23 protein-coding genes and 3 pseudogenes are annotated in these 24,787 nt (G+C 65.8%); 13 read left to right on the forward strand and 13 right to left on the reverse strand.

Going from position 1 to position 24,787, the window contains the following annotated elements; translation table 11 throughout:
* Positions 1-54: 54 nt before the first annotated feature.
* Together NBG84_RS25895 and NBG84_RS25900 are read left to right on the forward strand one after the other, a co-directional pair.
* Positions 55-738: pseudogene (locus NBG84_RS25895) on the forward strand (IS701 family transposase); the annotation flags it as partial.
* A gap of 70 nt (positions 739-808) precedes the next feature.
* A complete protein-coding gene (locus NBG84_RS25900) occupies positions 809-1,165 on the forward strand; it encodes a helix-turn-helix domain-containing protein (RefSeq protein WP_250922008.1) in 357 nt (118 codons plus the stop codon).
* Between the two features lie 73 nt (positions 1,166-1,238).
* On the opposite strand, the gene NBG84_RS25905 is transcribed toward NBG84_RS25900, so the two are convergent.
* Positions 1,239-2,312 (reverse strand): ABC transporter substrate-binding protein, encoded by a 1,074-nt coding sequence (locus tag NBG84_RS25905; protein ID WP_250922009.1) that lies wholly within the window; start codon positions 2,310-2,312, stop codon positions 1,239-1,241.
* Between the two features lie 973 nt (positions 2,313-3,285).
* Between NBG84_RS25905 and NBG84_RS25910 the strand changes: the two are divergent.
* Positions 3,286-3,516 (forward strand): annotated as a pseudogene (locus NBG84_RS25910) (helix-turn-helix domain-containing protein); the annotation flags it as partial.
* A 486-nt stretch (positions 3,517-4,002) separates the two neighbouring features.
* Here NBG84_RS25910 and NBG84_RS25915 read toward each other — a convergent pair.
* Positions 4,003-4,651: pseudogene (locus tag NBG84_RS25915) on the reverse strand (ISAzo13 family transposase); the annotation flags it as partial.
* 508 nt (positions 4,652-5,159) lie between these two features.
* Here NBG84_RS25915 and NBG84_RS25920 point away from each other — a divergent pair.
* Positions 5,160-5,363 carry a cold-shock protein gene (locus NBG84_RS25920; RefSeq protein WP_250922010.1) on the forward strand — a complete coding sequence of 68 codons (204 nt, stop codon included), beginning with the start codon at positions 5,160-5,162 and terminating at the stop codon, positions 5,361-5,363.
* Between the two features lie 215 nt (positions 5,364-5,578).
* Here the strand turns inward: NBG84_RS25920 and NBG84_RS25925 are convergent, their stop codons facing one another.
* A complete protein-coding gene (locus NBG84_RS25925) occupies positions 5,579-6,070 on the reverse strand; it encodes a hypothetical protein (RefSeq protein WP_250922011.1) in 492 nt (163 codons plus the stop codon).
* Between the two features lie 646 nt (positions 6,071-6,716).
* Between NBG84_RS25925 and NBG84_RS25930 the strand changes: the two genes are divergently transcribed.
* A complete protein-coding gene (locus NBG84_RS25930) occupies positions 6,717-7,262 on the forward strand; it encodes an ATP-binding protein (protein WP_250922012.1) in 546 nt (181 codons plus the stop codon).
* Between the two features lie 10 nt (positions 7,263-7,272).
* Here NBG84_RS25930 and NBG84_RS25935 read toward each other — a convergent pair whose 3' ends face one another.
* The 5 genes from NBG84_RS25935 to NBG84_RS25955 all read right to left on the reverse strand — a co-directional run bounded on the left by NBG84_RS25935 (position 7,273) and on the right by NBG84_RS25955 (position 11,977).
* Positions 7,273-7,431, reverse strand: coding sequence for a hypothetical protein (locus tag NBG84_RS25935; RefSeq protein ID WP_250922013.1), 159 nt, complete (start codon positions 7,429-7,431; stop codon positions 7,273-7,275).
* Positions 7,432-7,553: 122 nt separating this feature from the next.
* Positions 7,554-8,588, reverse strand: coding sequence for a cytochrome c oxidase assembly protein (locus tag NBG84_RS25940; RefSeq protein WP_250922014.1), 1,035 nt, complete (start codon positions 8,586-8,588; stop codon positions 7,554-7,556).
* Between the two features lie 104 nt (positions 8,589-8,692).
* A complete protein-coding gene (locus NBG84_RS25945) occupies positions 8,693-9,718 on the reverse strand; it encodes a 6-phosphofructokinase (protein ID WP_250922015.1) in 1,026 nt (341 codons plus the stop codon).
* A 229-nt stretch (positions 9,719-9,947) separates the two neighbouring features.
* Positions 9,948-10,676, reverse strand: coding sequence for a type 1 glutamine amidotransferase (locus NBG84_RS25950; protein WP_250922016.1), 729 nt, complete (start codon positions 10,674-10,676; stop codon positions 9,948-9,950).
* Positions 10,677-10,738: 62 nt separating this feature from the next.
* Entirely contained in the window at positions 10,739-11,977 is a 1,239-nt protein-coding gene (locus tag NBG84_RS25955; protein ID WP_250922017.1) for a Mur ligase family protein, read from the reverse strand.
* Between the two features lie 113 nt (positions 11,978-12,090).
* Here NBG84_RS25955 and def point away from each other — a divergent pair, with 113 nt between their 5' ends.
* Positions 12,091-12,660 (forward strand): peptide deformylase, encoded by a 570-nt coding sequence (gene def / locus NBG84_RS25960; RefSeq protein ID WP_250922018.1) that lies wholly within the window; start codon positions 12,091-12,093, stop codon positions 12,658-12,660.
* A gap of 154 nt (positions 12,661-12,814) precedes the next feature.
* Here def and NBG84_RS25965 read toward each other — a convergent pair whose 3' ends face one another.
* Positions 12,815-13,462, reverse strand: a complete 648-nt coding sequence (locus NBG84_RS25965; protein ID WP_250922019.1) for a TetR/AcrR family transcriptional regulator — start codon at positions 13,460-13,462, stop codon at positions 12,815-12,817.
* Between the two features lie 165 nt (positions 13,463-13,627).
* Here NBG84_RS25965 and NBG84_RS25970 point away from each other — a divergent pair, with 165 nt between their 5' ends.
* The gene (locus tag NBG84_RS25970) at positions 13,628-14,854 is read left to right on the forward strand and encodes an acyl-CoA dehydrogenase family protein (RefSeq protein ID WP_250922020.1); all 1,227 of its coding nucleotides are present in this window, start codon (positions 13,628-13,630) and stop codon (positions 14,852-14,854) included.
* A gap of 572 nt (positions 14,855-15,426) precedes the next feature.
* Here the strand turns inward: NBG84_RS25970 and NBG84_RS25975 are convergent.
* The 3 genes from NBG84_RS25975 to NBG84_RS25985 are packed head-to-tail and all read right to left on the reverse strand — an operon-like array spanning position 15,427 to position 16,557.
* Positions 15,427-15,726: a hypothetical protein gene (locus NBG84_RS25975; protein WP_250922021.1), complete on the reverse strand. Its 300-nt coding sequence runs from the start codon at positions 15,724-15,726 to the stop codon at positions 15,427-15,429.
* A 49-nt stretch (positions 15,727-15,775) separates the two neighbouring features.
* A complete protein-coding gene (locus tag NBG84_RS25980) occupies positions 15,776-16,267 on the reverse strand; it encodes a glutathione peroxidase (RefSeq protein WP_250922022.1) in 492 nt (163 codons plus the stop codon).
* A gap of 26 nt (positions 16,268-16,293) precedes the next feature.
* Positions 16,294-16,557, reverse strand: a complete 264-nt coding sequence (locus NBG84_RS25985) for an acyl-CoA thioesterase (protein WP_285367687.1) — start codon at positions 16,555-16,557, stop codon at positions 16,294-16,296.
* Between NBG84_RS25985 and NBG84_RS25990 the strand changes: the two genes are divergently transcribed.
* Complete coding sequence (locus NBG84_RS25990) at positions 16,514-18,271, forward strand: recombinase family protein (RefSeq protein ID WP_250922023.1); 1,758 nt, start codon at positions 16,514-16,516, stop codon at positions 18,269-18,271. The genes NBG84_RS25985 and NBG84_RS25990 overlap by 44 nt on opposite strands.
* A gap of 949 nt (positions 18,272-19,220) precedes the next feature.
* On the opposite strand, the gene NBG84_RS25995 is transcribed toward NBG84_RS25990, so the two are convergent.
* On the reverse strand, positions 19,221-19,790 hold the full coding sequence (locus NBG84_RS25995) for a DUF4352 domain-containing protein (RefSeq protein ID WP_250922024.1): 570 nt from the start codon (positions 19,788-19,790) through the stop codon (positions 19,221-19,223).
* 1,270 nt (positions 19,791-21,060) lie between these two features.
* On the opposite strand from NBG84_RS25995, the gene NBG84_RS41595 reads away from it, so the two are divergent.
* The 5 genes from NBG84_RS41595 (at position 21,061) to NBG84_RS26010 (ending at position 24,783) form a co-directional block, all read left to right on the forward strand.
* Complete coding sequence (locus NBG84_RS41595) at positions 21,061-21,267, forward strand: HNH endonuclease (RefSeq protein ID WP_425608698.1); 207 nt, start codon at positions 21,061-21,063, stop codon at positions 21,265-21,267.
* 456 nt (positions 21,268-21,723) lie between these two features.
* Positions 21,724-22,149 (forward strand): hypothetical protein, encoded by a 426-nt coding sequence (locus NBG84_RS26000; protein WP_308312113.1) that lies wholly within the window; start codon positions 21,724-21,726, stop codon positions 22,147-22,149.
* Positions 22,150-22,156: 7 nt separating this feature from the next.
* Positions 22,157-22,420: a hypothetical protein gene (locus NBG84_RS26005; protein ID WP_250922026.1), complete on the forward strand. Its 264-nt coding sequence runs from the start codon at positions 22,157-22,159 to the stop codon at positions 22,418-22,420.
* Between the two features lie 200 nt (positions 22,421-22,620).
* Positions 22,621-23,067, forward strand: coding sequence for a phage terminase small subunit (locus NBG84_RS41790; protein ID WP_486679381.1), 447 nt, complete (start codon positions 22,621-22,623; stop codon positions 23,065-23,067).
* A gap of 414 nt (positions 23,068-23,481) precedes the next feature.
* Positions 23,482-24,783: a terminase gene (locus NBG84_RS26010; RefSeq protein ID WP_250922027.1), complete on the forward strand. Its 1,302-nt coding sequence runs from the start codon at positions 23,482-23,484 to the stop codon at positions 24,781-24,783.
* The last annotated feature ends 4 nt before the right edge of the window (positions 24,784-24,787 follow it).

Genomic DNA, 24,787 nt, shown 5'->3' on the forward strand with positions numbered 1-24,787 from the left:
ACCACCTCGAAGATCATTTCGTTGGCAGTTCATATTCGGGCGCAAGCACCGGAACGCACGGAGAACTCCCAGATCGGGGTCTTCCTCGCCTACGCGACCGGCCGCGGACGCACACTGATCGACCGGCGGCTGTATCTGCCCACGTCCTGGACGGACGATCGTGAGCGGTGCCGACGGGCGGGCATGGGCGACAGCGTCGCCTTCGAGGCGAAGGTGGCGATGGCGATGGTCCGCCGGGCGATCGCCGACAGGATCCCGTTCGGCTGGGTGACGGCGGACGCCGCCTACGGCTTCAGCAAGGCTGGCGGTTCAGCTGGAGAGGCGGACGTCTTCCATGTCATGGCCACCACCCGCCACGGCACCGTCGTCCCCCGCTGGTCCATCGACCACCCCGTCCACGACCTGTTCCCCGGTCTGTCCCATCAGAAGTGGAAGCGCCGTTCCTGCGGCGAGGGAGCCCATGGCCGGCGGATCTACGACTGGGCCCGCGTCGAGGTGCGGCCCTGGCACCGCGAGGACCGCCGGCACTGGGGGATCGCCCGCCGTAGCGTCAGCAGACCCGAGGAGATCTCCTACTACATCGCCTACTGCCCCGCGGGCACCACGCTGGAGAAGCTGATCCGTATCGCCGGCAGCCGCTGGGCGGTGGGGGAGTGCTTCCAGACCGCGAAGCAGGAGTGCGGCCCGGACGACTACCAGGTCCGCCGCTACCCCGGCTGGCACCGCCACATGACCCTTGTCAGGAGGAACGGAAGCAACTGGTCCGGTGGTCTCGGGGTGCGAAGACCGCGCGGTACCTGGCCCTCGCGTGAGAATCGTCCCGCGTTGCGCGGAAGGCGGGACGGACAAGCAGGCTGCCGAGGAGCTTGGTACCGACACCTCCACGGTGGACCGTTCGCGCGCCCGGTTCATCACCGACCGCCTGGACGGCCTGGCCGATGAGCCGCGGCCGGGCCGGCCGCCCTCGATCCTCCTCGACCAGGTCGAGGATGTCGTCGTGGCCACCCTGGAATCCACACCTGCCTCGGATACCCACTGGTCACGTGCCTCGATGGCTGCCCGCACGGGCCTGTCGCAGTCGACGATCGGCCGGGGGGAGGTCCTGGAGCGTACCGAGTCTGTCGAGGCCCGTCCGGGCCCGGGATTGGTCACCTGTCCCGGGTGATGGTGCGCCGCCGTTGGAACTGTTTCCCGGCGTCGGTGTCCGCGGCCATGACGGTGGTGAACGCTGGCGGGTGCTATTGGGGGGCCTGCCCGAGGGACTTGACCACCTGCTCGCGGAGCTCGATGTCGACCACTTCGGCGTACGGCAGCGGTGCCTTGAGGTCGAGTGAGCCCTGTTCGATGAACATCAGCTGCATCTGCTCGAGTTGCTTCTTGTCGACGGCCAGAGTGGGGTCGTAGATGGATTCGGGCGTGGATTCCACGAGGTCCTTGGGGAACTTGGCCAGGTCAGTGAATCGCTGCACGACTTCGGGGCGCTTGCTGTAGCCGGGTGCGAGTTCTTTGTTAACGGTATTGATGTTGGCCCTGAGCAGGGCGCAGGCGACCTGGGGCCGCTTCTTGAGGAGGTTGGGTCCCATGATCATGCCTGTTGCCTGGGCGCGGGTCAGGGCTCCCTGACTGCTGAGGACCTCGGCGACTCCGCTGTTGTCGATGGCTGCGTTGAAGGGAGTGATCACGAGGGCCGCGTCGATGCTCTTGGTCTCGAAGGCGGTGTTCATGTCCGCGGTCGAGAGGGAGACATGCTTGACGTCGGCCAGTTTGAGGCCGCCCTTCTGCAGGACCCGGCCGATCAGGTAGTAGGAGCCGGATCCGGGGGCTCCGGCGATCCCGATCCGCTTGCCCTTCAGGTCGGAGATGCCGGATACGGCACCGTTCTTCATCAGGTCGGAGCGCACGTACACCGCGGAGCTGGGGTTGTCCGCGGAGTTCTGGCCGGCCGAGGAGACGATGCGGACGTCCACGCCACGGTCGACGGCGCTGAAGATGTTCGCCGGGTACCCGACCATCGCCGCGTCGAGCTGACCTCGGCCGACAAGGGCGATCACGTCCTGGCCCGTGGCGAACGTGGACGCCTTCACGTCCAGCTTCTCGTTCTTGTAATACCCTCCGCCCTCCGCTTGCGCCGAGGTGGCGAGGGCGAGCGACGGGGAGGAACCGAACGACACCTTCTCGGTCTTGGTGAGCGGCTTGCAGAAGTCACTCTTCCGGGCCGTGGTGTCACCGCTGCCCGCGGATCCCCCGCAGGCACTGACGCCCACCAGAAGGGCAGCGAAGCCGGCGGCGGGCAGAATTCGTCTACGGATCATGAGGCCGTTCCTTCACAGAGTGTGCTGATGCGCTGAGCGAGGAATGCGGGGAAAAGGGGAGGAGGAGGCATGTCGGTGCCGACTCGGGGCGGCGTGGGCGCACAGAAGCCGAGGGCCGGTCGCTGAGGCCGGGGCTCTGCCCTGACCGGGAGTCGCATTTGTCCGCCCGGCGGGACGAGTCCGGCCCGATCCGCGTACGCCGGAGCCTCGCGTTTTGCCGCCTGGTGGAAGGCTCCGGCTCCACAGCGGCCTGGGGTGGCGCCCCCGGCCGCGTGGGATCCTGGTCGGCCCGAGGGCGCCCGCGATGTCCTGTGCGACTGTCCGGGTCTCCTTGAGGAGTCGCAGCGAGCCGCCCTCATCGCCGTTCCTGACCAGGCAAGCCATACGGACGGCCCCAGAGACTGGAAGCCCGCGGTCTGTTCCGCCCGAGAGTCCGTACCAGAAGAGCCTCAGTCCCTGCCGCGAGGTGACGGAGTCCGCCGGGCCGGTTGAAGAGATCGGCATATGTCCTCTGTCTTCGGCATGGAATCAGGAGACGAGCCAGGGTTGCTCCGGCGTCGTGTAGAGGGTGGATCAGGTTCCCCAGAATGAGTAGATCTACTGAAGATTTCTTCTAAGGCACTACTAATCGTGATTTGTGGATATTCGGTGAGCCGATGCGGCCGAACTTACTGACCGTACGTACGGTTGTAAAGGGTGGCTGTGAATCTCCTTGCCGCACGCCGGGAATCTGCAGGCTCTCCTCCGGGAAGCACGAACCCCGTCGCGGAGCGCTGGAGTTCGTGGAGCGGCTGTGTGGTGGTGGGCGGTTCCTCGCCGACCGTCACCCGCCCCGCAGGCTGACCCGCCCGCGGGCAGTCTGGCGTCGGCCACGGATACCGCGGCCGCGCAAGGGGTGATCCAGAGGCATACCGGACAAGGCCGGGCGGTGTGAACAGACGGCACTGGTCCGAGGCGACGTTCCAGTTCCGCCCTGCGCTTCCTCGCCGCCGGCCTGAGAGAACACCGCCGCGCTCCGGGGACCCGATGGCGGCGCCTGAGCGCGGGCCGACAGGCCCTGCTCGCTCTCGCCCACCTCCGAAACGGCCACCCTTACGTGCAACTCGCGGCCGGTTTCGGCGTCGGCACCACCACCGCCTACCGCTTCGTCACCGAGGCCGTCGAACTCCTGGCCGCCCTCGCCCCCACGCTCTCCCAAGCCGTCCTCACCTTCCATCTGGCCAGCTCAGACTGAGGATGGAAAAGGCTCAGTGACCGCCAGGCCAACCGCGCACTGCACACAATTGTGCTGGTCCGCGTGCGTCACGACCCGCGACTCCATCGCCCGGCGCACCCACGAAGGACATCTTCAGATGCCTCAAGCGCTGCGTAGCGCGAGGGGTATACCGACACATCGATAGCGCATCCAGCGGCGCGCTATCGGCGTCTCCTGCGGCTTGACGATCTATACGAGCTTCAGAGTCAAGCTCACGGCGTACCGAGTCTTCCTGCGGATATGGGATGTGAGGTACAGCTACGGCTTTTCCACCGATGACCTGGTGTGCTGCAAGTCCATTGGTGAGAATCGAAGAGGGCCTCTGAGCTGCCGCTTTGCAGGTGGCTCGCGGTTAGCGGAGTTTTGATCGTGCTTCTGAGCTGGTATGCGTTAGTTCCAATGGGAGTTGTTGCAACTTCGTCGGTCATCGACGCCCGGATCGGCGTGGGGAAAGTCGTGGGTCTGCACCCGGACCGGGTCGCCTGCGCGGTGCCATTCGAGCCCGGCGTTCTTGTAGTTGCCGACGAGTTCCTTCTTCTCGGTGTCCACGCTGATCACGGGGTCCCCGGCCGCTTGGAAGTCCTTGGCCCTTTCGTTGAGACAGTGGAACTGCCCGTCCCGGTCCGGGTGCTGGGCACCTTCGACGGTCTTGCAGTTGCCCTGGAGGCTGAAGCCCTCATCGCGCAGCAGAGCAGCGACGGTGTCGCCCGAGACCCGACGGCCCTGCCGGGTCGACTTCACCGTCCACCGCAGCGGCGACATCGGATCGCCACGTACACCCGGTTCCACCAAGGCCAGCAGCGCGGGCCGGGCCGCAGACCCGGATCCAGGTCCACCGCCCGCTTGCGGCCCCCGACCACCGGCGGACCCGCCCCAACGGCGCGTCACCGGATTCCCGTTCACACACCCCGCGCGACACGGTGCCCTCACGCACTTCTGCCGCGCGGGCGACGAGCCTGATTCCGCCGTGTCCCAGCGCCCGAGCCTCCGCTCCTATGGCCAGTCGGCGTTGACGCTCCAGGTGCGGCAACAGTGCCTGGAACTTCGCCGCCAGCGCGGTCTCGATCCCCTCCGGTCTCCCCACACCACAACAACGACGCTCGGCAACGGAAGCGACGGCTTGTTTCCCGGCGAGCCCTAAGCGCCGACGGGAAGCGATCGCCGGGGCGGTGGGGGGCCGGGGCGGCGGTCGTGGGGGTGTCCGGCCCTCGGTCGAGGGCGGGTGCTCCCTCGGCGCCTGCGTCGATCGGGGCGCACCGGGGGTTCGCGGATGGCGAACTGAGGCCGGTGGCCCGTCCCTCGTGGACCCTCGGTGGTGCGCTGACGGTGGCAAACGCCCGTTTTCGTCCCGACACGGGGCGTGTGGTGACGCGTACGGGTACCGACGGACGGAGACTTTCCGAAAAGTCAGTCTGGTGCGCGGCTGCGACGCAATGTAGCGTCTGCGTCAGCTGTCATGGTTCCGCAGTACCGGTCGCCCGTGAGCGTGAGCTTGCGGGCATTGTGATGTTCAGAGTCTCTGAGGGCCAGGGCGATCACCTCCGGTTCCCGCACCGTGCGGGCACCGACTACGAGTCCCCTTGGAGGACAACATGGCTACGGGAACCGTCAAGTGGTTCAACTCGGAAAAGGGTTTTGGCTTCATCGAGCAGGACGGTGGAGGCCCTGATGTCTTCGCCCACTACTCGAACATCGCCACCCAGGGCTACCGTGAGCTCAACGAGGGCCAGAAGGTGAGCTTCGACATCACCCAGGGCCAGAAGGGCCCCCAGGCGGAGAACATCACCCCCGCCTGATCGCCAATCCCAGGGTGCCCGCTCCCGGTCCGTCCGGGAGCGGGCACCGTGCGTTCCGCTCCGCTGGCGTTCGCGGTGCGGCGCGGCCAGCCAGGGGGCATGGGACCCCGGCAGCGCCATCCGGCTGTCGAGGGGGCCGGCCCTTGGGGGCCTGGCAACCTCCCCGGCTCGGGACTTCGCCTCATCGGGGCGGCCGCTTCGATGAGCCGCTCGGGTCAGCTACCTGCCAGAGGGTTCAACCAGCCGAAGAAGCCGCCTGGGCCGCCTGGCCTCCGTGGTTCTCTGCGAGTCCTCGACTTCAGCCACATCTCGGCGAATTCCGCAGCTGTCACATCGTCGTGGGGGGCCATGGCTGCCTCGGGGTCGATCTCCTCCAGAGGCATCGCTTCCCACTGTGTGCCCGCACCGCGGACGAGGGCACGCAGTGGTTGATCATCGAATGCCTCGACCAACACATCCGTGGTAGCCGTCCTGGTCCTATGGACAACGATTCGTTGTAGGGAGAAATCTTCGGGAACCCGTTGAACCAGCAACGCCTCCATGCACCAGACGATGAGGCGTACGCGATTGCCCGTGGCATCCCTGCAGAGGTAGTCATCTAGATCATCCGAGAATTCTACGTCTGCCTGAAGTTCGTCTATGGATAGGTATTGATGCTCTGTTCCTTCGTCGTCACGGTAGACGAAGGGAGGGATCGGTCGAGTCATAAGAATTCTTCCCCCCGGGTCCGAATCTCCTGAGCATGACCCGCAGGGGAGCTCGGCGCAGGGTGCGCAGAAGGGTGAAGCCGTCAATGACGATGGGATGGGGGAAACGCTTCCCGCAAGACGAGGCGGCTGTCCTGGTTCCCATCTGTCCGCCGGCCGATGGGCGTTCATATGGGTGGCCCACATTAGCGAGGCCCCATGAGAACCGCTCGTGTATTCCGCTTCCTCGGGGTAGAGCGATCCGACGGTGAAGGACTCTTCCCTTCCTCACGTCCCGGCCCCCATCGCCGCCCTCGTCCGTTCGGACGTGAGCACCCTACGGGTGCGCCCTGGGGACACACACTCGGCCCCATCACAGCCGGCTCACCCCCGCCATCGGGAGAGCTCCCCTCTGGTCGAGAGCCGGCCTCTGTGCTTCGCTCGGCCCCGTTCGGCGGCCTTGCCGCCCCACCGGCCCCGGTCGGATACCGGGCACGCCCGGTAGTCCTCGGGCAGTGGAGAGCCTGCGCCGGATGGGCGAAGTGTTGCGGACCACGGGACTCCGGGTCACCCTGATCAGTGACCCAGAAACGACACGTGCTGACTCTTTGCACTCGGGGGTCGGGCGGTCGAGGAACTGGTCAGGTCGCGGTGAGGAGTCAAGGACATGCACGGTCAGCCGGCCTGTCGCTACACGGTCGAAGTACAGGCGTCGACAGAGCGAATTCCCCAGATCCGCCGCATTCTCGCGGCGCATCTACGCCATTGGAAGCTGGAAGCGCATATCGTCCCCGTCTGCCGGGCGGTCGACGAACTGATCGGCAACGTCATCCAGCACGTCCCCGGCGACAGGGCATGTGAGGTGGAGCTGCGCTGGGCCGGTCGCCATCTGGTGGTGTCGGTGGCGGATCGCGACAGCCGGATGCCTCGGCTGACGAGTTCCAGTCCGCCGAGGGGCGGCCTTGCCACCGTGGCCCTGCTGAGCGACAGCTGGGGCACCTGCGGCACACCCGGCGGCAAGGTGATCTGGTTCAGCCGTCGGATCAACGAGGCCCAGCGGGTCCTACCGGCCGCGCCGACCCCTGGCGCGCCCCTACCGGAGGCCAACCTCCTGCCTTCCCTCGCGCCGGTCCCCTGGGAGGGCGTCGGGGACGCGGTGCGCACGGCGGCCGAAGCCACCCGCGCGGTCACCCGGGCCGCCTGGCTGAGATGACCATCCGCGGTCAGGCACCGCGCGAGGCCGCCATCCCGAGGGTCAGCAGACCGAGCACCACCCAACCGAACCAGAGCCAGCCATTGCTGCCGAGTGCCGCCGTGTAGGCGGTCACGACCACCAGGGCCGAGACCGTGAGCACTCCCATCGCCTTCGTCGATCCGGACATGAGCCCTCCTTCGACGGCCGACCGTCACAGCTCATGGTCACCCCAGGGCGGCGCTTCGCGCTACCGCCAGCAGGCACCCGGGGGAAGCAGTCGGGCCTCCGATCGCGCAGGCAGACCCGTCGCTACGGTGACGGCACACCCTGACGGTCGCCGGTGCCCGCCCCCGTCCCACCGCTCCCGCCGCCGGTGCTCTTCCTGTTGCCGCCACCGCCGCTTCGGGCGTGGAGCGAGGCGAGATAGGCGTTGTACGCCTGGAGCTCCTTGTCACCGTCGCGGTCGGCGGCCCGGTCCGTGCGCCGGGCCTGGCGGTCCTCCGAGCGACGCCACTGGTACACCAGCGCGATCAACACCAGCACCGAGGGGATCTCACTGAACGCCCAGGCGATCCCGCCCGCCGCGTTCTGGTCGGCGAGCACATCGATACCGAGTGACGCCGGCGGATTCTGATACGCCTTGATCATGGGCTCGCTCGCCATCATCAGAGCGATGCCGAAGAAGGCGTGGAACGGCATCCCGGCGAAGAGTTCCAGCATCCGCATCAGATATCCGGGCCGGTGCGGTCCCGGATCCACCCCCATGATCGGCCAGAAGAAGATCAGCCCCACGGCGAGGAAATGCACCATCATCGCGATGTGCCCGGGCTTGGACTCCATCAGGAAGTCAAAGAGCGGGGTGAAGTAGAGGCCGTAGAGGCTCGCGATGAACAGCGGGATCGTGAACACCGGATGCGTCACGACCCGCATGTAGCGACTGTGCAGCAGGGCCATCAGCAGCTCACGGGGACCCTTGCGGCCCCGGCCCGCGACCGGCAGCGCCCGCAGTGCCAGTGTCACCGGTGCGCCCAGGAGCAGCACGATCGGCGAGAGCATGCTGATCACCATGTGCTGGACCATGTGCGCGCTAAACATGACCATGCCGTAGTCATTGAGCTTGGTGCACGTCACCAGTGCCACGCTCAGCACACCGATGACGAAGAAGACCGTCCGGCTCACCTGCCAGGAGTCGCCGCGCTTGCGCAGCCGCAGCACACCCCAGCCGTAGAGCAGCAGCGCCAGCACGCAGCCGATCAGGAAGAAGAGGTCAGGGGAGAACTCCAAGGCCCGTCCCAGCGTGAACGGCGGCAGATCCATGGTCGTGCCGTGCCCGCTGTGATCCATCCGCCGGCTCCTGTTTCGTACTGGGTTGTCCGCTTGCCTGCACCAGAGTAGAACTGCCCCCGGCGGAGACTTCCGCCGGGGGCAGCTCCCTCATCTCTGAGGCCCTACAGCACGACCCGCGCCTCGGCGTAGCGCGCGTCGGGGACGGTCTTCAACGTCTCCACGGCGCTCTTCAACGGGACCATGGTGATGTCCGTGCCCCGCAGTGCGGTCATCATGCCGAATTCGCCCCGGTGCGCAGCCTCCACCGCGTGCCAGCCGAACCGGGTGGCGAGGACCCGGTCGTACGCCGTGGGCGTACCACCGCGCTGCACATGCCCGAGGATCACCGGGCGGGCCTCCTTGTTGAGGCGCTGCTCCAGTTCGATCGAGAGCTGCCGGGCGACACCCGCGAAGCGCTCGTGCCCGTAGATGTCCTTGCCGCCCTCGTCCCAGTGCATCGAGCCCTCCTGGGGCTTCGCGCCCTCGGCGACCACGACGATGGCGAATCGCTTTCCCGCGTCGAACCGCTGGGAGACCCGCTTGGTCAGCTCCTGGATGTCGAAGGGGCGCTCCGGGACCACGATGGCGTGGGCGCCGGCGGCCATGCCGGAGTGGAGGGCGATCCAACCCGTGTGTCGACCCATGACCTCGACGATCAGTACCCGCTGGTGGGACTCCGCGGTGGTCTTCAACCGGTCGAGGGCTTCCGTCGCCACACCCACGGCGGTGTCGAAGCCGAAGGTGACATCGGTCGAGGCGATGTCGTTGTCGATCGTCTTCGGTACCCCGACGATCGGCAAGCCGCCCTCGGAGAGCAGATGTGCCGCTTTGAGGGTGCCTTCGCCACCGATGGGGATGATGGCGTCCAAGCCAAGATCAGCCACATGGCCTTTGGCGCGTTCTACACCGTCCCGCAGATGTTCGGGACGGACCCGGGAAGATCCGAGGATGGTGCCGCCACGCGCCAGGATGCCGCCCACCGCGTCAAGATCGAGCTTGCGGTAGTCGCACTCCAGAAGACCCTTCCAACCGTCGTGGAAGCCTATGACCTCGTCACCGTGGTCAACGACCGCGCGATGCACGACGGAGCGGATGACGGCGTTCAGACCGGGGCAGTCGCCGCCGGAGGTGAGTACACCAATGCGCATTGCCCGAGTACCTTTGCAAACGTGGGCCGACTCCCGGACCACGTCGTCCGGTTGTATCAACGCCACCCTACCGGCGCGAGGTGGCGAGAACCGAACTGAGCGTCCGAGTGATGGACGGCTCACATCCCACTTGCGTACGAGTGGGGACGTTCCACTCGCCCCGCGTGACATGACGGTGCCCGGGGTGCTGTCGCAACCCCGGGCACTGAGTCGTTGACGGTCGCGGCGATCACGCCGGCTGGGTCGCAGCGGCGATCCGCTCCGCCCGCAGCGCCTCGAACCACCGGTCGTCCGTCGGCGGTAGCGCGTTCACGTCCAGGGCCAGCTTCAGCAGCAGATCCGCGATCTGCGGATTGCGTGCCATGACCGGGCCGTGCATATAGGTGCCGAAGACGGTGTCGTTGTAGGCGCCCTCGGTACCGTCGCCCGTGCCGTTGCCCCGGCCGATGACCGTACGGGCGAAGGGGCGGGCGGTGGGGCCGAGATGGGTGATGCCCTGGTGGTTCTCGAACCCCGTCAGCTGCGGGAGCCCGAACCGGGGGTCGATGTCGCCGAGCACATCGCCCACACAGCGCTCGCCCTCGCCACGGGTGGAGATCACATCGATCAGCCCCAGGCCCTGCTCGCGCTCACCGAGGTCATTGATGAACTCATGACCCAGGATCTGGTAGCCGGCGCAGACCGAGAAGATGATCGCCCCGTTGGAGGCGGCCCGGGAGAGCCCGCCGTCGCGACGTAGCCGCTCGGCCGCGAGCCGCTGCGGACGGTCCTCACCGCCACCGATCAGGTAGATGTCACCCGAGGTGGGGATCGGCTGGTCGCTGCGCACGTCGATGCGCATCACATCGAGCCCGCGCTGTCGGGCCCGGCGCTCCACGACGAGCGCATTGCCCTGGTCGCCGTAGGTGCTGAGGAGGTCCGGGTAGATCCAGACCAGCCGCAGACTGTTGTCGCTCATTCTCATGGGAATCCTCTGACGTCGTTCTCCGGTCGGCTGCCGGTCTGCTTCGGGTCCGCGGATCAGTTGCCGACGCGGCGGCGTACATCCTGGAAGGCGGTGTAGTTGGCGATCAGCTCGATCCGCCCGGGCGGGGCGTTGTACACCGCGTCGTCGACCGTGTCACAGACCTGGAACTCCAGACCCGCGACTTCCAGGCGGACCGCGAGGTCCAGTCGGCGGTCGCCGATGACGAAGATCGGATGGCCCCGGAGACGGGTGTAGTCGACGTCCCAGAGCCAGGAGGTGTCCGTGCCGTCCGCACCGCGGGCGTTCACGGAGAGGATGACCGGGGTCGGCGGTGGGTCGATCAGTGAGAACGTCTCCAGCCAGCCCGCCGGGTTCTTGGCCAGCAGCAGCCGCAGCTCGCGGTTCATGAAGGTGACCACGTCATAGCGGCCCGCGACGGCCTGGACCGAGTACATGCGCTCCAGGGCGACCTGCGGCGGGACACCGAAGCAGGCGGCCACGGCGGCCGAGGTGGCGGCATTCGCCTTGTTGGCCCGGCCGGGGAGCTGAAGCCGGATCGGCCAGGCGGAGCCATGCGGGTCCAGTACATGGTCGCCGCGGAGCACCCAGCTGGGGGCCGGGCGGCGGAAACCGCACTCACCGCAGAACCAGTCGTCGCCGGGGCGCTGCATCACACCGCCGCAGGACGGGCAGGACCAGGCGTCGTCCTTCCACTCCTGGCCGGCTGCCACCCACACCACATTGGGGGAGGAGGAGGCGGACCAGACGATCAGCGGGTCATCGGCGTTGGCGATGACGATCGCCTTGGAACCGGCGAGCCCCTCACGCCACTTCTCGGCGAGCATCCGGGTCTCGGCCGCACGGTCGAGCTGGTCGCGGGAGAGGTTGAGGAGGGCGATGGCCTTGGGCGTCACATCCCTGGCCACACCGGCGAGATATTTCTCGTCCACCTCGATCACCCCGAACTTGGCGTCCGAGCCACCGGCGAGGGCCGAGGTGATACCGGCCGGCATATTGGCGCCGAGCGCATTGGACACGACCGGGCCGGCGGCTCTCAGCGCCTCAGCGATCAGCCGGGTGGTGGTGGTCTTGCCGTTGGTCGCCGACACGAGAACGACGTCCAGGTGCTGCGCCAGCCGCCCCAGCAGATCGGGGTCGAGTTTGAGCGCGACCCGGCCGCCGATCACCGAACCGCTGCCCCGTCCAGCGGCGCGCGAGACCGCGGCCGCGGCTTTACCCGCCGTCACGGCGAGCTTGGCGCGTGGCGTCAGTGGCTCCGAGTTGCCTGACATCGTCCTTGATCCTCCTTGCATTGGTCCCGCCCAGCCTATCCAGGTCCGGCGCAACGGCCCTACCTCGGCACCGCCGGAGATGGGAGGCTCGTGCCGAACGTACGCTTACGGCCATGCGAAATCGGCGAATCCCCGGCAGTACGGGACGTGTGAGGCCGATGAGCCTCATCGGCGATCCGGTGCTGCACACACCCTGCGAGAGTGTCACCGACTTCGGCCAGGAGCTAAATCAGCTTGTCGAGGACATGTTCGCGACGATGTACGCGGCCCGTGGGGTGGGACTCGCGGCGAATCAGGTGGGCCTCGGAGTGCGGGTGTTCGTCTATGACTGCCCGGACGACGACGATGTACGCCATCTCGGACATGTCGTCAATCCGACGTTGGTGGCGGTGGACGGGGTCACGCTCCGAGGGTCCGAAGGGTGTCTTTCGCTGCCTGGACTTGAGGCGGGGACCGAGCGATACGACATCGCGGTGGTGGAGGGAGTGACCAAGGAGGGCACTCCGGTGCGGGTGGAGGGGACGGGATTCTTCGCCCGTTGCCTCCAGCACGAGTGCGACCATGTGGAGGGTGTGGTGTACGCGGATCGAGTCACCGGGTGGCGCCGTTCACGGCTGCTGCGCGCGGTGCGCCGGGCGCCTTGGGCCCCGGCGCGGCTCCCCGCACGGCGGGTACTCCCCTGAGCCCCGGACCATCGCCAAGTCCCGGACTCCGCGGTGTGCTGCGTCCGACGTGGGTGCGGGCGCCTGGTGGAGGGCGCCGCCGACTCGATCCGGCCTGGTCGAACCAGGTACCGCGGGGCGGTGGCGCGGTGGCTGGTGTCCCTGGTGCGGGGCCTCAGAACTGCGGCCCGCCCGCGCGGTCCCCCACCGCTGCGAGTCGCCCCCACAGCAGGTCCGCCAGGCACCGCACCAACTCGGCCCGGGAGCAGGGGCGCTCCCCGAGCCACCAGTCGCCCGCGGCGTGCATCATTCCGACGATCCCATGACCCCACACTCGGGCGAGCCGCTCCCCGTCCGGCCCCAGTTCGACCCGCTCATGGATCACCTGGGCCAACTCCTCACCCAGCCGCCGCAGTAGGGGAGCTGAGTGGCGGCCCACGTCGAAGCCTCCCTCGGTCGGCTGGTGGTCCTCCGCCGGATGCATCAGAAAGCGGTACACCTGGGGTCGCAGCTCAATGGCGGAGAGATAGGTGTCGAGGGTGGCCTCGACCCGCTCCCGTCGTTCCGCGGGTGCGTCCAGTGCCGCTCTGAGCGACCCGAGCAGGGCGTCGGTGTGACGCTTCGCCAGGGCTCGGTAGAGGCCGCCCTTGTCCCCGAAGTGCCGGTACAGGATGGGCTTGGTGATGCCCGCCTCCGCGGCGATGGCGTTCATCGACGCATGGGGTCCATCCCTGAGGACCACCCGGTCAGCCGCTTCCAGTAGTTCCCGGCGCCGCTGCTGTGCCGGCCGATCTTGGTCGGAGGGCTGCTGTGTGGTCTCCATGCGTGTATCTCCCCGCCCGAGCGATTGCGTGACGCCTGGGAAAACTAACACCCTCCAGAGGCCTCAGGGAGTTCGATCCCTCGGCGGTTGACACGCGCTACCAAGCGGTAACAGACTGAAGTTACCGGAAGTAACAGCTGGTGCCGTCGCAGCCTTGGAGGGGACATGGCCGGGTTCACCTTTGAACTCAACGAGGACCAGAAGCAGATCCGCGACTGGCTGCACGGCTTTGCCTCCGAGGTGATGCGTCCGGCCGCGGCCGAGTGGGACGAGCGCGAGGAGACTCCCTGGCCGGTCATCCAGGAGGCGGCGAAGGCGGGGATCTACTCACTCGACTTCTACGCCCAGCAGTACTTCGACCCCACGGGTCTCGGCCTACCGATGGCCATGGAGGAACTCTTCTGGGGTGACGCGGGTCTCGCCCTCTCCATCGTGGGCACCGGACTCGCCGCCGTCGGTGTGCTGACCAATGGCACCGAGGAGCAGATCGGCACCTGGATACCGCAGATGTACGGCGATGCCCATGACGTCAAGGTCGCCGCCTTCTGCTCGTCGGAGCCGGACGCCGGCTCCGACGTGGCCGCCATGCGCACCCGTGCCCGCTATGACGAGACCAAGGACGAATGGGTCCTCAACGGAACCAAGACGTGGGTCACCAACGGTGGAATCGCCCAGGTGCATGTGGTGGTGGCGGTCATTGACCCCGAGGCCGGTTCCAAGGGCCATGCCTCCTTCGTCATCCCGCCCGGCACTCCGGGGCTGGCCCAGGGCCAGAAGTTCCACAAGCACGGCATTCGCGCCTCGCACACGGCCGAAGTGGTCCTCGACGACGTGCGAATACCCGGCCACTGCCTGCTCGGCGGCAAAGAGAGGCTCGATGAGCGTCTCGCTCGAACGCGAGAGTTGGCTACCACCCCTGACTCCCGGGTCAGGAATGCGGCCATGGCGACCTTCGAGGCATCCCGACCCGTGGTGGGCGCGATGGCGGTGGGCACGGCGAGGGCCGCGTACGAGATCGCCCTCGACTACGCCAAGATCCGCCAGCAGTTCGGCCGCCCCATCATCGACAATCAGGGCATCGCCTTCCAACTCGCCGACATGCGCACCGGGATCGACGCGGCACGGTTGCTGGTGTGGCGCGCCTCCTGGATGGCGGCGAGCGGCAAGCCGTTCACCTCGGCCGAGGGCTCGATGGCCAAGCTGTACGCCAGTGAGGCAGCCCAACGGGTCACCGCTCAGGCCATCCAGATCCTCGGCGGCAATGGATTCACCCGCGAGTACCCGGTGGAGCGGATGCATCGGGACGCGGCCATCTACACGATCTTCGAGGGGACCAGTGAGATCCAGCGACTGGTGATCGCACGCGCTCTGGCGGGGGTGCCGATCCGCTGACTTCCGGGCCGGGCCTGCTCGACGCCCCCTTCGGCCAACGGCGTTTGCCCCGTTCCCGAAGAGCCGGGGTTCCCGAAGAGCCGGTGCTCTCCACGGGCCCGTGCTCTCCCAGGGCCGGCCGTCGGATTCTCAGGCACCTCGCCCGCACCGCGGATGTGCGCATGGCGAGGACGAGTGCGATGGCCCAGCCGATGAAGCCCCGCCGAAGAGCAGACTGACCAGCGGGACCGGAGAGCGATGGTCCGTGCTCGGTTCAACGCGATCATGGACGGGGCCGGGAAGATCTACAAGCTCTGACCCCGATGATCACCTACCGCGCCATTTCCCCGGTCGGCGTCTCTGGAGATCAACGTGATGGCTCACCGTACCCGTGGGGTGAACGGGGCCCGTGCCGTTCAGCCTGGAGGAAGACCCGTGCCCGGTGCTGAGTTCACCCATCCAGCGGGGTGGCCCACCTGCGAGACGACCAGGGCGGCGCTCCCCTGCCTGGTAGGAGCGGCCGCTGGGGCCGGAGCGAGCCCGGCAGCTGCCCGCCTGGGGTGGAGTAGATGCCGGACTCGGAGCGCACCCGGTCAGCTCGGCGGCCGTAGCGCCTTGGCTGCCAGGATGGCGATCCTGCGGAACAACTGCTCCGTCACGAGGACCGCGACAGCCGTACCCAGCAGCAGCGCGAGCCCCATCCCCACACTGGCCTGTTCCGGAGTGATCCGCGTCCCCACGATCGGGGGCGTGCCACCGAAGGCGGTGACATACGACCAGTGGGTACCCAGCGCCGCGACCACGCCGCCCGCGGCGAGCGACACCAAGTTGGTCCACTTGGGTCGCTCCCGCCGGTCCGCCGTTGCCGTGCCCGTCTTCTGACCCAGCGCCATCTCTCCCCCTGGTGACATCGGGACGGCGGGATACGGTTCACCCGCCGCGTCAGGACGTGAGCAGTCCTTCGATCGCGGAGATTACCTCAGGGGAATCCGGCTCGGTGCGGGGCCGGATACGGGCGACCACCTCGCCGTCTCCATTGATCAGGAACTTCTCGAAGTTCCACTGGACGTCTCCGGCCTTGCCCTCCGCGTCCGCCGTTTTGGCCAGCTCCGTGTAGAGGGGGTGGCGGCTCTCGCCGTTGACATCCACCTTCTCCAGCATCGGGAAGCTGACCCCGTAGGTCGTTGAGCAGAAGGTCTGGATCTCCTCCGCGCTTCCCGGCTCCTGCCCGGCGAACTGGTTGCACGGTACGCCGATCACCGTGAAGCCCTGGGCCCCGTAGCTCTTCTGCAACCGCTCCAGACCCGCGTACTGAGGTGTCAGACCACACTTCGAGGCGACGTTCACCATCAGCAGGGTCTTGCCCTGGTACTCGGCGAGCGAGGTGGGCTCACCGGTGAGGGTGCGCAGGGGGATGTCATACAGCGTTGTCATCTTTGTCTCCTCAAGGGGAGGGCGGCTCAGCCGCCCAACTTACGGAACAGGCCCTCCTGCACCACGGACACCAGCAGCCTGCCCTCGCGATCGTAGATCCGTCCACGGGCGAGCCCGCGACCGCCGGTGGAGATCGGGGACTCCTGGTCGTAGAGGAACCACTCGTCGGCGCGGAAGGGGCGGTGGAACCACATGGCATGGTCAAAAGAGTAGCGTTCACACCTACGACCACGGAGGTATGCGGCCATGGTAGAGACCGAGACAAGTAACCCGCGTCGTCGGAACGTCAAACACTCGCGTAGACCAGCGCTTACAGCCGGCTCGGCAGGTGACCGGTGGATCGTCAGCGTCCGCCTGAGCCGCGACACCGACGAGAGCACATCGGTCGAGCGGCAGACTGAAGAAGGATGCCGCTGGGTTGAGGACGTCATGGGCGGTGTTGTCGTCGAAGTTGTCGTCGACACTGACGTTTCTGGAGAGGTGTCTCCCTGGAAGCGCAAGCACCTGGCTGAGTGGCTGACGTCGACTCCTCCGAAGCCCTATGACGGCATGGTCGCACTGCGCGTCGATAGGTGGGCACGTCGTGTGGTCTGGTTCTCAGCCCTCATGGACTGGTGCAGGGACAACGGCAAGCGCATCAACACCGTACGCATGAACATTGACCCGAGCACGCGAGAGGGAAGGATGTTCGCCGGCATCGCCGCCATGTTTGCGGAGAACGAGTTGGAAGTCATGAAGGAGAGAGCACAGGAGACCAGGGACACCCTCCGTCAAACGGGTCGGTGGCCTGGCGGACGGGTGCCATACGGACGCATCAAAGTGCACTTGGGGAAAGATCCGGACACGGGCAAGTCGTTGGGGTGGAAGCTGGATGACCACCGCCACCGATGCGGCATCATCCGACGAGCCGCGGACAACATCTTCGGAGTGTCCGGCATACCGTCGTCTCCTCATGCTGAGGTTCAGCGACTCAATGCCGAAGGGGAGCCTACTGAATCGGACTGTCGGCTCATCGATGCGGGCAAAGAGCCGACGGGAACCAAATGGCTCCGGGAGACCCTGGTCCGCATCCTCCTAAACCCCACGACTGCCGGCGTCATCACGGACCATGATGGGCGCATCGTGCGCGGGGACGACGGACTGCCCGTCATGATCGCGCGTCCCATCCTGAGCCTGGACGAGCAAGACCAACTGCGGTCACTGATCGAGTCGAAGCCGCACAGCACGACGCAACGGGAGAAGTTGGAGACGCCACGACGCAAAAACACTGGGCCTCTGTCGTACGTGCAGGCATGTCATGAATGCGGAGGCCTCATGTACCGGGACGGTTCTACCAGCGTGGGCAGCGATGGCTACCGGCGCAGTCTGCGCTACCGCTGCCCATCGAAGTCCAAGGGCCTGGACTGCCCGGGTGTGAACATCGTTGCCGATCCCGTGGAGACGTGGGTGGGGGAGGAGTTCCTCAGGCGGCACGGGAGCATGAAGTACGTGATCGAAGAACACATTCCGGGGGTCAGCTATGCCGGAGACATCGCGGCTGCTGAAACGGCTCTAGATGAGCTGGAGGCGGATCGGCGGTCGGGCCTATATAAGGGGAGCGCCGTCGAGCGGTTTCGCACACAGCACCGGAGCCTGACGGAACGTCTAGAGCGCCTACGGAGTTTGCCGACGCGTGAGGCATCGACGGTATCCCGAGACACCGGCCGGACGGTTGCCGACGAATGGAACCGCCACGGCAAGCTCATCCTCCGATCGATGGCAGTGGATGAGAGCGGCGCACTCGTCGTCGAGGATGCGGAGGAGCGCAAGGATCTGCGGGAGCGTGGCGAACGGGGCCACAACGAGCTGTACCGCATGTTCCATGCGCGCATCGAGGTGAAGCGAGCACCTGAGAAGGGTGCACGGTCATTCAGGAGTGACCGCCTGATCTTCACATATCAGTCCGAAGGAGACCCTGAAGGCGCCGCGCTGGAGGCGATCGTGGCTGAGGAGAACACCGACTGACGCCAAGTCATCTCCCGTATGAGGGCGTCCATTCGCGCGGTTGTTGAGCTGGAGGGCGCGAGTTTGGGCCGAAAGGTAACGACTCTATAACAGGCTCTGGCGTTGTGATGGAGGGCTGTCGGCGCGCTCGTCGGGGAGAATTGACCTCGCTGTCCTCCCGTCGGCCGCCTTCCCTCGCCTGCCATAGTCGCGAGTGATCACGATGCGTAGCTACTCGGCGGGCAATCCTCACTCTCGGTTGTAAGTGAGGCCGTTCTGAGGTCAAAAGGACAAACTAACCCCTATTTTTCTAACCCTATAGAGACCTCTCAAGGGGACTTGAAAAAGGGAGTTAGTTTGTCCTTTTGTCATCACCGGCCTCTGGGGAGGCGGAGGGCCGTCGACGGTCATGAAGCCAAAACCGTGACGCACCCCCACATAACTTAAGTAGAGGGGGAAGATGCAGCGCCTGACCGCGCGCCACCCCCTTCGGGCTGCATCGCTCCCGCTCTCCCGAACTCTCCTCCGGGCCTGCGGTTGTAGCGATGCCGGTCCGACGAGTGTGGGGGCGGCTCATTGAGATGACGCTGCCCCCACATATCCTGAGTGGGGAGGGAAAGCCTCCGATAGAGGAGGCGGACGATGGGCGACCTGATACACCCGACGTGTAGTGAGGGCGGCTGTACATCTGCCGCTGTAGTAGGTCCGAGGTGCCCCGCGCACGCTGTGGATCGGTACCGACGACAGACGACGCCGAAGAGTGGCGGAACGTACGCGACGTGCAGTGCGAGCGGCTGTGGGCGTTCTGCCGGCAGTGGCGGACGCTGCGACCAGCACAAGTAGAAACAGATTTCCTGATGAGCTCGACGGTTGGCCGGCGAATGGCGCGGCACCTCGCTCATCAGGCTTGAGCGACCATCCAGCCCCGTCACGGTGGGCATACCTGTGGCGGGGCTGAGTCGTGTCGCAGCTACTTCGGCAAGTTGATGCTGAACGCGGGGATGTCGACACCGTCTTCGTAGTAACCCACGCTTCCGCCACGACGTACTACATCGAGGACGATGTCACCGGTCACTGACTGGCCGGGCGCGTATGTGGTGTCGACGTCTAGTCCTGGTGTGCCGATGGCCGTGGATACATCCTGCATGGCGGTGGTGGCGTCGAACCACTTGAGCGAGTGCCAAGACTTAAAGGGTCCGCTCATGGAACCGACGTTCTTCACCGTCAAGGTGAGAACGGCGTACTGGCCGCGCGGAGGAGTCTCTGTACCAACGTCCGACGGAGTCACGTACTTCACGCCCTTCGGTGTGATCTCCATGCTCGTCGTGCCCACGACGTACGTCCCCGTCTGCCCCATCTTTAGCGCTGGTTCTGCGGTTTCGGGTGCGACGCTCTCCGTGGAGAAATCAGGTCCCGATACTGCCGACTCGGTGGGTTTCGTATCTGCCTTCTGATCAGTCCCACCTGAACATCCCGTGACGCCTATCAGAGTGATGACCAAGGCTGCCGACGAAGTGGCAACCCGACTTGCGATACGCATGATTCCCCCACCGTCTGTGACTCCCCAGCCACATGAGGCGACCAGAGTACGGCAGATACCGGCATGGAGGTGACGGAATGGCGTGGGCCGGCAGTACCCGCAGAAGCCGTCTTCCGAAGGACTGGCCTCGCATCAGACGCCGCATCATCCGCCGTGACAAGGGCGCGTGTGTGGCGCGGTACAGCGACGGCCGCACGTGTGGGCTGCCTGGTACTGACGTAGATCACATCATTCCTGGAGACGATCACAGGGATGAGAACCTACAGATGCTGTGCACGTGGCATCACCGGCAGAAGAGTGCTCGCGAAGGGGGAACGGCGGCTGCCTCGTCAGTGGTTCGCACTCGACGGCCGGTCGAAGGCCACCCTGCGTTGGAGGAGTAGTGACTGGTTCCCGAGTGGAGATCATCGGTGCAGCGCATGAGCCCGGAAGGCGCTGATCCCCACCAGCGTCCGCGTGAACGGTGTCGACGTCGGAGCTCTGGCCACGATGCCGAAGATTCACATCGACTCCGACGACATGGTGACAGTGACCCTCGTTCTCATCCCATCAAGGGTGGAGATCAAAGACGACCGCGCGAGTGACTCACGCTCCGCAATTGGATTCGCAGCGACGTAGCACCATAACCCCATAAGCACCCGCGGTTGATCCCCGCGGAGAGAAGGGCCCTGACGTTCCAAGGCGTCGGGGCCCTTCGTCATTCCTTGGAGTAGACGTGTCGTTCAGCCATACCTTGACGTGTCAGTACGAGCCTTGCGGAAAGACCTTTGAGGCAGCCAGGCGTCGGAAATACTGCGAGCCGCTCTGTGCCAACCGCGCATACTCAAAGGCCAAGGTGGCCGACGGTCGTGCCGCGCAGAGCAGACGCAAACGTGCGGGGAAGATAGCTGCTTACCGATCCGAGAACGTTGGTCGGTGGAAGGTAGAGCGGGAGTGTCACACATGCAGGCGCAAGTGGTTGACGCACCGTAAGGATGCTAAGTACTGCTCACCCGAGTGCAAGGGGGATGGATACAGGGGTCAGCCTAAGCCGGCCCCCTCTCGCCAGGTGCTGGCTAGGCGTCGACTTCAGCGTGCCGCACGTGGTGTGCGGGGGTTGGGCGTATGGGCAGACGCCGCATGTGTGCGGTGTGATAGCCGGTATGTGGTGAAGGTGCGAGGTGGTCGGCCGGCTGCACACTGCTCACGGGCGTGCCACGACGGTACCAAGGGTGCACTTCGGCGTGCACGTGAGCGTGAGGTAGAGCGAGAGACTGTCTATCGTGCGCGAGTGTTCCAGCGCGACGATTGGTGTTGTCATCTCTGTGGTGAGGACATCGACCGTGACGTTGTAGCTCCAGCTCCGCTAGCTCCCACTCTGGACCACGTGGTGCCGATCGCGCGTGGTGGAGCTCATACCATGATCAACCTGCGGGCGGCTCACTTCAGGTGCAACTCGGCGAAGGGCTCCCGGTTGACGTGGGCTCCGGCGGCGTGAGGAGGCCACCCGTATAGGGGGGTGTACTCGGGACGGCCGCCATGAAGACCGTTAAGCTGCTGCCCCGCGCGGTCCGTACGGGTCTGGGGGATGCCGGCACGGCGTCCACAGGTGCCCGCTGGAGGGCCGGCCTGATGGTCGCTGGGGTGATCTGACCCCCTGTTCGGCACATCGACGTACAGCCTTCCCACTCGACGGAGTGTGGGTATCCGTGCAGGTCAGAGGATTGAAAGCGTTCGCATCGGGTATGATGGAGGTATGCATCCGACACCCGCCAGGACGTGTGAGCAGTGCTCAACACCACTTCCGATCATGGCTCGTCGGCATGCCCGCTTCTGCGGAACACGATGCCGCTCCAGGGCGCACCGGACGACGAAGGGCATCCCCGCTGAGCTACGTACCCGCGACAGGTGGGTTCGACGAGCCGCGGACAAGCGCCCATTGACGGTAGCCGGCATGGCTGCTTCGTCGACGAACAAGCGGACTTGGAGCACGTACAAGTGCGCTACGGAGTCAGCAGCCGGCGTTGGGCTGGGTTTCGTCCTTTCCAACGTCGACAACATCGTCTGCATTGACCTCGACCATTGCCGCAACCGCATCACTGGGCAACTCGTCCCATGGGCAGCAGCCATCGTCCGTGACGCGGGCGCCACCTACGTAGAGGTGTCCCCGTCCGGCGAAGGCTTGCACATCTTTGGCTATGCGGATGTCCGACAGGGACGTCGCATTCGACGTCCCGACGGTACGGCCGTGGAGATTTACGGCACTGGCCGGTACATCACGATGACGGGACGCCGGCATGGTAAGTCTCCGTCGATACTCGCGGACGTTTCCGCCCTGGTGGCTGCGCTGACATCCGGCTGTCAGACCCAGGAGGCATGATGATGTTATGAGCGACGTACACAAGATCCACAGCTTCGATGCCGTTTGGCAGCCGGGTGACGTTGTCCTTGCAGCGGACGGCGCGCTGTATATCCGTGCCTCGCAGAACCCTATGTATCCGTGGGGAGACGCCAGCCAGTCCCTGGGGCAGCATGTTGAAGGCGGCGTGGCCGACGGAGACGTTGTGCGACCCCTCATCTTGCTCGTCCGCGACGGCGTTACGTTGGGTGGGCGATTGATCCACGAGGGGGACATCCCCGCAATCACCTGACGGCGTACCTCCCGATGTGGGACGGCGCTGCCGTTCCTAACCGGAAGGTACTCCATGGATGGCGCGATCACACAGTGCCATGAACGTCACCCGGAGACCCGTCAGCGCTGCGTGCGCCTGGCAGGGACTCACGAGGAGCACAAGACGGACCACGCGTCTGACGTGTACTGCCGAGTCTGGGTAACCGAGGGGGCCACCTGATGGCCGGACGTGGCCCCGCCCCGAAGGACCCTGTCAGGCGACGTCGGCGCAACGCCTCTGAGCAGGAGCTCATCGTCACTGTTGACAACGAACTCCGCGGCCCCGAGCTGCCGACTGGCATCCTCCCTGACGATGCGGATTGGCACCCGCGGACACTCCAGTGGTGGAAGACCTGGCGCGAGTCTCCGCAGGCGTCGACGTTCATTGACACTGATTGGGACTTCCTCCTTGACACTGCGCTCCTCCACCACGTCATGTGGACGAAGGGTAGGTGGGAATTCGCCTCTGAGGTGCGCCTCCGTGCCGCCAAATACGGCGCCACACCGGAGGATAGAGCCCGTCTGAAGCTCAAGGTCGACGACCCAACGAACGCCTCTCAGACGCCCGTACAGCGCCCCGACAACGTGAGTGACATCAGCAGCCGTAGGGCTCGCCTCACTGGATAAGGAGACCGTGTGCCGCGCGCCATTGTGCGCGCCCCCGGTCATAACCGATCCCGCTCCTTGGGGTGGCTATCGGTCGCATGGATGGAGTTCTTCGTCGTACACGGCCCTGGCGACGTCCAGGGGATGCCGGTACGGCACGGAGACGAGTACACCGGGTTCGTAGTCGACTGCTACGGCCTCGATGGTGACGGCCGACGGTTCTACGACTCCGCATTCTTCAGTCGGCCGAAGGGCTGTGACAAGAGCGGACTTGGCGCCCGTCTGGCGCTCTTCGAAGCTCTCGGACCTTGCCGATTCGACGGTTGGGCTGAAGGCGGTGAGGTCTACCGCGACCCGTGGGGCTTGGGCTTTGAGTACGTCTACGAGCCCGGTGAGCCAATGGGTCGCCCCGTCAGCGTGCCGTATATCCGGATCATGGCCACTGAAGAAGGCCAGACCGGCAACGTCTTTGACACCATCCACTTCAACCTGACCGACGAGGACGCGCCGCTCTTTCGTGTGCCCGGGGTAGACCCTGGCATCACCCGAATCAATCTCCCTGACGGTGGGGAAATCACACCGTCAACCGCCTCGTCCTCATCGAAGGACGGTGGTAAAGAGACCTTCGTCGTCTTCGACGAAACACATCTCTACAACACGCCTGAGCTGCGCCGCATGTACGCAACCGTCACGCGAAACCTCCGCAAGAGGAAGCGCCTGGCCGAACCGTGGTATCTCGAAACCACCACGATGTTCGCGCCTGGCCAAGACTCCGTCGCAGAGAAGACGTACGAGGAAGCAGAAGCAATCCGCGACGGCCGTAAGAAGCGTGGTCGCGCGAGGTTGATGTACGACCACCGTTGGGGTGAGTGCAAGAACCTCAAGGACGAGAACGAGCTTCGTGATGCCCTCATCGATGCCTACGGCGACGCGATGGAGTGGATGGACCTTGAGAGTCTTGTCGACGACTTCTATGACACTCGCAACGATTCTGCGGACGGACGTCGCTACTTCCTCAACTCCCGCACCGTTGCGTCTGACGCCTGGATGGACCCGGACGCATGGGCACTCTGCCGGCGCGCGGAAGAGATAGCCACAGGAGACCTGATCACACTGGGCTTCGACGGCTCGATCCGTGACGACGCCACGGCGCTGACTGCCTGTCGTGTCTCCGATGGCCACCTGATGCTTCTCGGCTGCTGGGAGAAACCTGAAGGCCCGGAAGGCGAAGGCTGGCAGGTCGACCGCGTGTCCGTCGACGCTGCGGTGTCCCGTGCCTTCGACCGCTTCGACGTGGTCGGCTTCTACGCTGACCCGCCCCACTGGCAGGACTACGTCGACCGATGGACCGCGGACTTCGGTGAGAACTTGCAGGTCCGGGCCACGCAGGCGCGTCCACTGGAGTACTGGACCAACCGGCCTACCGCGATGGAGGCCGCACTCGACCGTTTCATGGAAGCCGTCGACGACAAGGCGTTGTCACACGCAGAATCCCTGGACCCTGACGAACCTAGTTCGTGCCTGCGTCTGGGCGCAACGCTCTCTCGCCACGTCAAGAACGCCAGGCGCCGGCCCATGGCCCGGAACCACCTGGGCATTGGCAAGGAGCACGCCAAGAGCCCCAAAAAGATCGATGCCGCCATGTCCGCCGTACTCGCCTACGAGTGCCGCGCCGATGCCGTCGCAGCAGGAATCACCAAGCGCAAGAAGCGCTCTCGTCGTCTCGTCGCCTTCTGAGGGA

This window comes from Streptomyces albipurpureus (assembly GCF_023701525.1).
Classification (GTDB): Bacteria; Actinomycetota; Actinomycetes; order Streptomycetales; family Streptomycetaceae; genus Streptomyces; species Streptomyces albipurpureus.